Annotated in this window: 8 protein-coding genes and 2 pseudogenes; 8 read left to right on the top strand and 2 right to left on the bottom strand. The window is 34.0% G+C overall.

Going from position 1 to position 11106, the window contains the following annotated elements; all coding sequences use genetic code 11:
- Positions 1 to 399: 399 nt before the first annotated feature.
- Positions 400 to 1323: a Gfo/Idh/MocA family protein gene (locus BK137_RS20800; RefSeq protein WP_038191446.1), complete on the bottom strand. Its 924-nt coding sequence runs from the start codon at positions 1321 to 1323 to the stop codon at positions 400 to 402.
- 914 nt (positions 1324 to 2237) lie between these two features.
- Here BK137_RS20800 and BK137_RS20805 point away from each other — a divergent pair.
- From BK137_RS20805 to BK137_RS20820, 4 genes are all read left to right on the top strand, one after another.
- Entirely contained in the window at positions 2238 to 4136 is a 1899-nt protein-coding gene (locus BK137_RS20805; protein WP_038191447.1) for an endonuclease MutS2, read from the top strand.
- A gap of 570 nt (positions 4137 to 4706) precedes the next feature.
- Complete coding sequence (locus BK137_RS20810; protein ID WP_038191450.1) at positions 4707 to 5447, top strand: alpha/beta hydrolase; 741 nt, start codon at positions 4707 to 4709, stop codon at positions 5445 to 5447.
- Between the two features lie 448 nt (positions 5448 to 5895).
- Positions 5896 to 6465, top strand: coding sequence for a TetR/AcrR family transcriptional regulator (locus BK137_RS20815; RefSeq protein ID WP_038191452.1), 570 nt, complete (start codon positions 5896 to 5898; stop codon positions 6463 to 6465).
- A gap of 34 nt (positions 6466 to 6499) precedes the next feature.
- Positions 6500 to 7906 carry a serine hydrolase gene (locus tag BK137_RS20820; protein WP_081730169.1) on the top strand — a complete coding sequence of 469 codons (1407 nt, stop codon included), beginning with the start codon at positions 6500 to 6502 and terminating at the stop codon, positions 7904 to 7906.
- A gap of 54 nt (positions 7907 to 7960) precedes the next feature.
- Here the strand turns inward: BK137_RS20820 and BK137_RS22035 are convergent, their stop codons facing one another.
- On the bottom strand, positions 7961 to 8212 hold the full coding sequence (locus BK137_RS22035; protein ID WP_155981219.1) for a hypothetical protein: 252 nt from the start codon (positions 8210 to 8212) through the stop codon (positions 7961 to 7963).
- A gap of 236 nt (positions 8213 to 8448) precedes the next feature.
- Between BK137_RS22035 and BK137_RS22755 the strand changes: the two are divergent.
- The 4 genes and pseudogenes from BK137_RS22755 to BK137_RS22040 form a co-directional block, all read left to right on the top strand.
- A pseudogene (locus BK137_RS22755) lies at positions 8449 to 8590 on the top strand (ATP-binding protein); the annotation flags it as partial.
- 179 nt (positions 8591 to 8769) lie between these two features.
- Positions 8770 to 9759: an alpha/beta hydrolase gene (locus BK137_RS20835; protein WP_076035361.1), complete on the top strand. Its 990-nt coding sequence runs from the start codon at positions 8770 to 8772 to the stop codon at positions 9757 to 9759.
- Between the two features lie 168 nt (positions 9760 to 9927).
- Entirely contained in the window at positions 9928 to 10908 is a 981-nt protein-coding gene (locus tag BK137_RS20840) for an alpha/beta hydrolase (RefSeq protein ID WP_038191459.1), read from the top strand.
- 127 nt (positions 10909 to 11035) lie between these two features.
- Positions 11036 to 11106, top strand: a pseudogene (locus BK137_RS22040) (MBL fold metallo-hydrolase); the annotation flags it as partial.

An 11106-nucleotide genomic window follows, 5' to 3' on the forward strand; every position in this document is an offset into this window, starting at 1 on the left:
CTTATTGAACTAACGAGGCAGGTTAGTTTAAGTAGTGGACTTTATTTTATGTGGATTATTCAAAACGTAAATATTCTAATTCTGCTTTTAGTTCTTCTACAGATTTTTAAGATGGAGTTTGTCTTTTGATTGGTTATTGACTGTTTTTTCATAGATGGACACCTCTTTTTCTTTTATTCAAGGGTCGTCAAACCTTATGTAATTAAGGTGTTTTTTCAATGCCATAGATTTGAATCGGCAGACAAATTAAAAATCGCTGCCATTTCAAATGTGGAGGTCCCGTGTTCGTTCATACATGCAAGTAATACTTTGCTTATGCCGTATTTTCGAAGTTGAAACACGAAACCATTCGATTCCCGATCAAAAATCTAATGTGGACTTCTAATAACAAGATAAAGTTTACTTAGTCACAGCTTCTATTAACTGAGTGACAAATAATTGAGATTTCAGACCTTCTAGTCCATCAATCAGTGGTTTCTCATCATTTTGAATACAGTCAATAAAATGTTGTACAGCATCTTCAAAACCTCTTTGCTTTAACGTAGTATCCCAAGGAGGAGAAAACGAAGTAGTTACGCTGTTTTTAGATGCAATTTCTAAAGTGTTCATGTTTTTAATACTTAAAATTGCTCCATCTGTTAATAGTTCAAGTTTTTCAAGGTTAGTTCCCGCTTTTCGATGCATGTCTGTAAAAATAGAAACACCTTCCTTAGATTTATAAGCATGTCCGGCATAGACAAGATAATTCTCACTACTTAGATTTACTGTTCCATGGAGCAAATCTAAATCCCCATTTGCTAACCATCTAGCTGTATCAACTACATGCAAATAATCATCTAACATACTAAAGTCATAAGAGTAAGGACCCACACTATCTGTTCTATGTTTTTCAATGCGGACTGATGCAATGTTTTGAGCTTCTTGTTTTGCTTGTACATACATAGGTGCAAAGCGTCGATTAAATCCAACCATAAGCTTTCTTCCTGATTTTTCGCTTAGTTCTACTAATTTTTCAGCTTCAGCAACAGTTGCCGCTAATGGTTTATCTACATAAACATCTATTCCTTTAGTTAAAAGGGAAGATACTACTTCAAAATGTGAGCTAGTGGAACTATGTACGAAAACAGCATCACACTCTGCAGCAAGTGTTTGTAAACTATTAAAATCTTGGATACGATATTGATTGCAAATCATTTTTCGTTTATCTTTGCTTGGTGAAAAAGCACCTACAAATGACCAATCTGTTTCTCGAGAAAGAATCGGTAAATATGCTTTTTGCGCTATACTTCCTAACCCTATCATGCCAATACGTGGTTTTTTCATCTTATCATCCTTTAAATGGAAATTTTTAATAGCAAAAATAGTATACAATGTTTTTGTGGTCTATACAACCAGAGTATTGTTATTTCCATTGTGGGTATGATTTCGAAGGAATAGCTAATATTATTTAGATGTTTTATTGTACAATAGTGTGATTCTTCATTAGAAAAAATCACTTTTTTATGTCACTAGACAGGCTTATAGTTTATGTAGAAACATACTTCAACTATGGGAGTTAATTAAGGATTATTGAGTTGCATAGGCAGCTCATCATTCTTTATTGAACTAACGGGGCAGGTTAGTTGAAAAAAATTATGTAAAAAGAGTTATTACGCCACCTATAAACAACAGAATTTTTGAGAAATGGTTCTAAACAGTAAAATTAATCAAGACCGATGTATTCAAGTTATCCTAATTATTATAAGCTTCAACGAGTTTACTGAAAAAGTTTAACTGGTTTATCCAAAGTTAATTTAGATTAACAAATTGTTTGATATCTTTACAGTTCCCGTATCAATAAGTATAATAAATCCTGTAAAGTCGATTTCAATGAGCATATCAATTATTTTATAAGAGGTGCATTTGATGAGTGCGGTAGTTTGTTTCTAAATAAGAAAACATTATAGGAAATAAGGAAGTTTTAACAACAGGGGATTTAAGTTAGTTTTACACCCCTTGTTTTGTTGTGGACTTATTTCTACTTATGAAGATACCTACCATACTTTACAAACAAGCGCATCACTTCATGATTAGGACTATCGTTATTGATGGTTTTATTTATGTATTTTACTTTTGCATTGTAAACGTAAGCTGCGGTATCCACCGCGGCTTTTTTATATTTATACCCAACTCATTGGAATTTTGCCATTAGGTTTCTTCATTGCTCATCTATTAATCACATTGAGGAGAATGAAAACATGAATGAAAGTACTTTTGAAAAATTACAGTACAATGAACTAAAAGAAATCATAAAATCTTATTGCGTTAGCGGACTAGGCAAACAACTATTTGATAAATTAATTCCAAGTTCTAACTTAAAAGTAGTCAAACATCGATTAACCGAGACTTCTGAAGCACGTGCCATTCTAGATGCAGGAGGAAACGTGCCTTTCATAGGTGTTTCCAACATTGAACATATTATTGATAAATTAGAAAAAGGCATAATTTTAGACCCATCAGATCTTTTAAGTATTTCCGATTTTTTAAGAGGCTGCCGAAAAATAAAAATTTTCATGACCAGTAAAGAACTTTTGGCTCCGACATTAGCGGCCTATGCTAATTCCATGACAGAATTCATGGAGGTAGAAGAGGAAATTAATTTTTCTATCAAAAATAATCAGGTCGACTCGTCCGCCAGCAAGGAACTCAAACGTGTTCGTCACCATATCCAAACAACTGAACAAAAAATAAAGGAGAGATTAAATAAATTCTTAAACAGCAGCGCTAATAAAAATTATATCCAGGAATTTTTAATTAGTATCAAAGATGATCACTATACAATACCAATAAAAGCATCATACAAAAATCAAGTACAGGGAAACATAATTGAAATATCTTCTAGAGGTTCGACAGTCTTTATGGAACCTAGTGTGGTAGGAAAATTAAGTGTTGAATTAGCAACATTAAAATCAGAAGAGGCAATGTTAGAATATCAAATACTAGCCACTTTAACTGGGCTAGTGGCAGAAAATCTTCAACCTATTAATATTAATATTGAGCTTGTATCCCAGTACGACTTTATTTTTGCTAAAGCTAAATATAGCAGACATGTGGATGGGGTTGAGCCAAACATAAATGATCATGGGAATATAAAATTAATAAATTGCAAGCATCCATTATTATCGGGTCATGTTATACCACTTCAATTTGAGATTGGAAGCAGTTATCGTAGCTTAATTATAACGGGACCTAATGCTGGAGGAAAAACAATTGTGCTTAAGACAATTGGTCTTGTTACTTTGGCTACTATGTCCGGGTTTCATATTACAGCTTCGAAAGAAACCGAAATTGCAGTATTTGAGCGCATTTTTGTAGATATTGGCGACAATCAGAGTTTAGAAAATGCACTTAGCACGTTCTCTTCTCACATGAAGAACTTATCAGAGATACTTCAATCAGTAAACAACAGTACCTTGTTACTATTTGATGAGATTGGCAGTGGGACAGAACCAAATGAAGGAGCAGCGTTAGCAATCTCCCTCTTAGAAGAGTTTTATCTTAAAGGATGTATTACTGTTGCGACAACGCATTATGGAGAAATAAAACGTTTTTCCGAAATGCATAGTGACTTTATGAACGCTGCCATGCAATTTAATCATGAAACATTAGAACCATTATTTAAACTTCTCATAGGGCAGTCTGGAGACAGTAATGCCTTATGGATATCTAGAAAAATGAATGTACCAGAAAATGTTCTAAAAAGAGCAGAAGATTATATGAAAAATAAAGAGTATCGATTGGAACGATTAAATGAAAGTAAAATCCCGAGACCAAAAGCAGTTGTTGAAAAAGCAAAAAATAATATCGACTATCAAAAAGGAGACCGTGTAAAACTGTTTGACCACGACGATTTTGGAATAGTGTACAAAGAAAAAGACAAATATTATAACATTACTGTGTATTATCAAAATCAATTTATTGAGGTAAACGAAAAACGGTTGGCTCTAGAGTTAAAAGCTGTAGAGTTATATCCAGAAGGCTATGACTTAGATACTTTATTCATTGATTATAAAACAAAAAAACTAAATCATGATATTGAACGAGGCTCGAAAAAAGCACTCCGTAAAATCCATAAAGAAATTCGGGAAAATAAGTAAATAGAAAAAATCCTTGCTTTTTGAACGAAAAGCAGGGATTTTTCCTATTTTTATTATAGCTATAACAAAATCAGTTTTATTATTTGCATATTTATGTTTGTAATATTTTTTAATTTTGTAATTCCTGTTTGAGTTGTTCATATTGTATTTTTGCAGTATCATTTTTTCTTAAATAAAACTTTATTCTAAATCAACAAAAAGAAGGAAATCATCTCATTGAAGTTCAGAACGAATCGGTTCCTCAGGATAGTATAGATCTATACGTAAGCAGACATCTCGATGTGTAAGTGTTTCACCTTTAAAACGAATCCAAATCTCATCATCTGCCATGACTCCATGTGTTTTTCATACAATGCCCCAGCGATTATAAGTTTGCATATCCAGTGAAGCCAGTATTTCTTTTGCGTTGACCCGAGTAGGAGGGTAGGTACGCCATTTTAGCCAACGTTCTATTTCATCTAAGCTAATAAGTTCAATAACGAATGGATGTTATACTAAAGGAATTATAAAAACTAGATGTTCAGCTATTTAATTAGAATCTAAGAATATGTTAGTGAGGTATTCAAAATAATGATGAAAATAGTACCCCCTAAGCCTTTTTTCTATAAAGGTGGAGAGAAAGCCGTTTTACTATTACATTCTTTTACAAGCAATACAATTGATATGAAAAAGTTAGGGAAGTATTTGCAAAAGAACAATTATTCTTGTTATGCACCATTATACAGTGGACATGGTTTAACAGCCGAAGAACTTCTCACATATAGACCTTCAGATTGGTGGCAAGATGTACTAAACGGTTACCAGTTGTTGAAGGATGAAGGTTTTGAAAAAATAGCTGTGATTGGTCTTTCTCTTGGTGGTGTGTTTGCATTAAAAGTTGGTCAAGAGTTGGAGGTAAATGGTATTGTGACAATGTCAGTGCCAATACATAGGGAAGCTCTTTTTCTACAAAAGCGTGTCTTTCATTATGCAAAAGTATACAAAAAATTTGAAGGGAAAAATGAAGAACAAATAAATTTAGAAATGAAACGACTTCAAAATATGTCTATCGATTCGTTAGTTGAGTTCCAACAGTTAATTGAAATAACGATGGATAAATTAGCACTTTTAACGTCACCAATTCGTATATTATATGGTGAATTAGATGATCCTTTGTATAAAGAGAGTGCAGAGGTGATTTTTCAAAGCTCTGCGACGAATCAAAAAACAATGAAGGGGTATCCGAACTCTAAACATTTAATGACATTAGGCACGGACATTAACGACGTGAATAAGGATATTCTTACATTCTTAAATGATTTAACTTGGTAGTTTTAATGAATCTCCTAATAACGATAGCTTTACTTCAAGAAGGAGTAAAGCTGATTCCTTATTCAACTAACGGGTGCTTTAGCAAAAGATTAATGAGCTGTTCATACAGCTCATTTTTTCTTGTTCAACTAAAGGAGCAGTTTAGTTGAATAACAAATACTGTGAATTTAAATTAAAGTTCAATAATTTATAAAAAAGTCTGATCATTTATAACAAAGTTTGATAATAGATCTATTTTGTAAAGTATTTCTTTGTTCAACAATCGGGCCATTTAATTGAATAAAAAAAGGAATTTTTCGTTGATAATCTTCTTTTAACAGCCACACTTTTTTATGAAATAACGCTACTTTATATTAATAAAAGCAAAAAATTTTGAATATTCAATTGACTTTTTGCTGCGATACGAAATATAATTTGGTTGGTCGACCAAACAATAAGGAGAGATAAAATGAGTGCTAAGGATAAACGTCAAAGATTAATTGATGCAGCATTTAAAGTTTTTAGCAGGAAGGGATTCAATAGTGCCTCTATAAAGGACATTGCTCACGAAGCTGGCATTACTCCTGGACTTGTTCATTATTATTTTAAGAATAAGGAAGAGTTGTTATTCTCCGTCCAGAGTGATATTCAAAAACGATACCATATTCAATATGATGGCAAAAAAGAGTCGGAAATAAATCCATTGGATGTTTTGTTTGAAATTAAATCAAGAGTAGAAAAAGATCCTGATTGGTATCGTTGGAGATATGAGCTTTATTCTTTAGGATTAAAGAATGATCCATATAAACAAGAAGTAGCAAACATTTTACTAAACGGGAGAGAGAGTCTTTCTAATCCCTTAAAGAACCTAAACTTTGAAGCTAAAGAAACTGATGCCCTTGCCGGTATTTTATTGGCTTGCTTCGATGGACTAGCCCTCCAAAAAATGTTCGATGACGAATTTGACCTTGATCAAACGTATAAGTTGTTAATTGACTTATTAGAGACCTATTTAAAAAAAGAAACAATTAGAGTTTAATAGAATGTTGATTGTTCATATGAGGAGAAAAACAATGAAAAAAGCAATCATTTTTTTAGGGAGCTTACTACTCCTACTACCCCCTTTTTCTGCTTCTGCTAAAACGGAAGATACTAAACAAAAAATAACAAATTTTATGGATGAGTCCTTAGATATGTATAATATTCCCGGCACATCATTGGTAATATTAGAAAACGGAGAAACGATTTATCAAAATCAATGGGGTGTTTTAAGTGATGGGTCAAATGTAACAGCAGACACACCGTTTCTTATCGGTTCTTTAAGCAAACCAATTACATCTCTTTCTATTATGATGTTAGTGGAAGATGGCAAAATAAAGCTGGATGAACCGATACAGTCCTATATCCCATCGTTTACCTATCAAACAGACAGTTCAAAACAAATTACAGTTTTGCATCTATTAGAACAAACAAGTGGTATTAGTGAGATTGAAGGTCTTAAAGTGACGGACAAGGATAGGCCGAAAGAGGGGGGAATCACTCAAGCTATAAAAGAACTTAGCGGTGTAGCGTTATCTCACGAGCCTGGAGAGGCTTATGAATATAACTCTGCTAACTATTTACTCTTAGGGGCAATTGTTGAAAATGTTTCGAATCAAACCTTTTCAGATTTTTTGAATACGAATATTTTCACCCCGCTTGGTATGGAAAATTCCGCTGCTGATTATGAAAGTGCGGTAGAAAAAGGATACATACCTGGTTTTGAGTCATGGTTTGGTAAGCCAGTTGTAAGTGATGGATTTTATGATCATGCGGGAGCACCTTACGGCTATATTGCTTCAAGTTCAAATGATTTAGCGAAATTTTTAAAATTTATGTTAGAGGGCGGAGACTTATTATCAGAACAAAACCTTGAGTTATTAAAAACTCCTCCAGTAGAAGGTAAAACATACGGTTACGGTTGGCATTTTTCTAAAACAGAACATTACCCTTTCCACGGTGGGGCCACATCTGATTTTAGAGCGCAAATGTTTTTTATACCTGAAGAAAATATTGCAGCAGTACTTTTAACCAATAAATATAATTTTATAGAAGATGCTCAAGTTTCTCATATAATGAATGGAATTCGATCTATCCTGAGCGGGAAAGGACCAGATGAATTGCCTGTACAAAGCTATAGTATCCAATGGAGTTTACTGGGGATTACATTACTCTTAGCTATTTTAACGATAATCTATTTCTTCAGTCTTAGAAGAAAGAAGGTTCTAAATAAAAAAATACCGTTAACTGTTGGAATCATTTCACTCCTCCTAGCTGTGGGATTGATCCCACTATTTGTTTATGTTATAGGTACCCCATGGAAAAGTATTAGTTTCTTCGCACCGGACATAGCATTATTAATCTATTGTTTGGTAGTAATATTTGCTCTTAATGGAATTATGACTTTAATAATAACAATTCTTAAAAAGAAAATTACATAAGCATTTCCATGGGCAAAATACTACAAATAAAAAAACATTCAATTATAGGGCGCTTTAATTAGCAAGGAGTGAAAGAATCAATTCTTGTACAATGCTAACTACATCACCTAATGAACTAATGAGTTCTTTACTGATTGGATCTGACATTGGAATAATGATTGGATTGGTTTTTCTCCAATGTGTGTTGGGTTTGATGCAACCGATATACTCAAGTATTTCCTTTTCATTAATTCCAGAAATAAGTAAGGAAGATGAACTTGTTGAAGCAAACGGTTTGTTGGAAACTACACTAAGACTTATGAGCATTATCGCTCCGGGAATTACATCTTTATAACTTTTAGTTATTCCACTGCAATACTTATATATAATTTCTTCATTCATGTTTTTGGTTAGTTTTATATCACTATCAAAAATACCTGTTACGAGTATCCAAAACTTGTAACGAATTTGATGTTGATGAATTCATCTATTTCTTAAACGAGAGAATTAATATTCTCAAGTAACAACTTTTAAAGAACGAGTAGATTTTGATAACTTACCATAAGTATGACGGTAGTGGTATGGGGACTCGCCATCGTTAAACAGATCGTATCGCTTCATCAAGATGACATCCGAGTGGAAAGTGAACCTGGTCAAGGAACGACCTTCATCGTCACCTTGCCAATCACTACACCAACAGATTAGTTAGATTCATTCTCTATGCTACGGCTCATATGCAAGCTTCCTTGCATATGAGCCGTAGCATTTTTTTGACAGTTCACATTCAGTTCATATTGTCGTCATGGGGAGTACATCTTTGTTGGTTAAGCTTTCATTAGTCGCACCGTTAAGGTAGCTGAATAAACAGATTAGAACAGGAGAAGATGAGAGTGACACAAACAGAGGAAATGAAAACGAGGAATGGAACGAAATCAAAGAAAGTACGAAGCATTTTGCTTAAAATCATAGGAGCAATCGTACTAGCAATCGTGCTTTTTCTAGCCATTGTTTATACAGTTAATATCATCAGTAATCATTCGGAGCAAAAAAGATTAGAGCCCTATGGTCAGCACGTAGCGATAGATGGGAAAAATATGAATGTTCTGATTCAAGGAGAAGGCGAAGAAACTGTCGTGCTACTACCTGGTTTTGGAACTGCAGCACCTGCTCTTGATTTTAAGCCGCTAATAGAAGAGCTATCACCATATTACAAAGTCGTCGTAGTTGAATCTTTTGGTTATGGATTAAGTGATCTAACCGAAAAGGAACGAAGTACGGAGAATATTGTAAGTGAAATTCATGAAGCTTTACAGGGTCTTCATATTGATCGTTATATTCTAATGGGCCACTCCATTTCAGGGATTTACGGACTCGATTATGTGAACAAGTATCCAAATGAAGTGAGTGCATTTGTCGGGCTCGATAGCAGTGTTCCAACGCTAAGCGAGAAGAGGTTTTCATCTTCAGAAATAGAAACTGTTAAACTACTCAAAAAATCAGGTTTCACCAGATTGCTAATGAAACCGGATACCGATGTATATGCTGAACTACCCTATGATGATCAAACAATAGAACAAATCAGAATTCTTATGCACAAAAACATGTATAATCCCAACCAATTAAATGAAATTGAAAATATGTATTCTAATTTTAAAAGGGCTGAAAATTCAACATTCCCCAAAAATCTTCCTGTTATTTTCTTTATCCAAGCGAATCATCCAGCAACGGATAGATGGATACCCGAGCATGAAAAGCAAAAAAAAGATTCTGTACATGGAAAAGTGGTACTACTGGAAGCAGGACATTATTTATATCGTTCCCATTACAAAGAAATCGTTAAAAACTTTAGGACGTTTATGGAAGAAATCCAATGAATTCATCATGTGTAAGCTTCTAAGATATGATGCCGCAGTATTTTTTGCTTGTTCATATTCAGTTCATATTATCGTCATGGGGAGTACATCTTCATTGGTTAAGATTTCATTACCGGTACATTAAGGAAGCCAAACAAACAGATCAGGACAGGACAGGAGAAGATGACAGTGACACAACAAGAGGAAAACAAAACAGGGAGTGGAACGAAAATAAAGAAAGTGCGAAACATCTTACTTAAAATCATAGGAGCAATCGTTATAGCCATTGTTCTTTTTCTAGGTATTGTTTATATCACTAATGTGATGAGTAGTCATTCGGAGCAAAAACGAATAGTGCCCTACGGTCAGCACGTATCTGTAGACGGGAAAAATATGAATGTGTTAATTCAAGGCGAGGGCGAGGAAACGATCGTGCTCCTGCCTGGTTATGGAACAGCTACACCAGGGCTTGATTTTAAGCTTCTTATCGATGAATTATCTCCATTTTACAAAGTTGTTGCGGTAGAGCCTTTCGGTTATGGATTAAGTGATGAAACTGAAAAAAAGCGAACCACGGAGAATTTGGTAAGTGAAGTTCATGAAGCTCTACAGCAGCTTAATATTAACAGATACATGCTCATGGGCCACTCCATTACAGGCATTTATGGAATTGATTATGTGAACAAATATCCAAACGAGGTGACTGCATTTGTCGGAATCGATAGCAGTGTTGCAACACAACCAGGTATGGATATCAAATTCCCATTAAAAACGTTTGCATTCCTCAAAAAATCGGGTCTCTTAAGATTGACCATGAAAATAAGTGCTGACCCCTATGCTGGACTGGCATTTGATGAAAAAACCGTAGAGCAAATGAAAATGATTTCGAATAAAAACATGTATAATGACACTACCTTGAATGAGATGGAGCATATTTCGTCTAATTTTAAAGGGGCTCAAGGTTTAACCTTTCCTAAAGATCTTCCACTTCTTCTCTTTGTACAAGCGAATAATGAAGGTGTAGCAGGATGGATACCTCTGCATGAAGGGCAGATCAAAGACTCGGTACATGGAAAAGTAGTAACCATGGATGGATCACATTATTTACACCATACCAAATTCAAAGAAATCGCTAAAAACGTTAGAGTATTTATGAAAGAAGTAAAGTAGAAGTAAGGATAACGTACAAAATTAGCTTTATTCTTTCAAATTTTTTGTGTAACCAAATCTATTTTTACATAAACGAAATTTAATTATAAAGGGGACTAAATTATTGGGGATTTATAAAGGAGTAGAAATGCTTCATCTTGAATTTAATGGGATTATTATTCATCCAACTCTTTTATGGAATCAAGAAATGGCTGTTTT

Origin of the sequence: Viridibacillus arenosi, assembly GCF_001955655.1 — a bacterium.
GTDB lineage: Bacteria > Bacillota > Bacilli > Bacillales_A > Planococcaceae > Viridibacillus > Viridibacillus arenosi.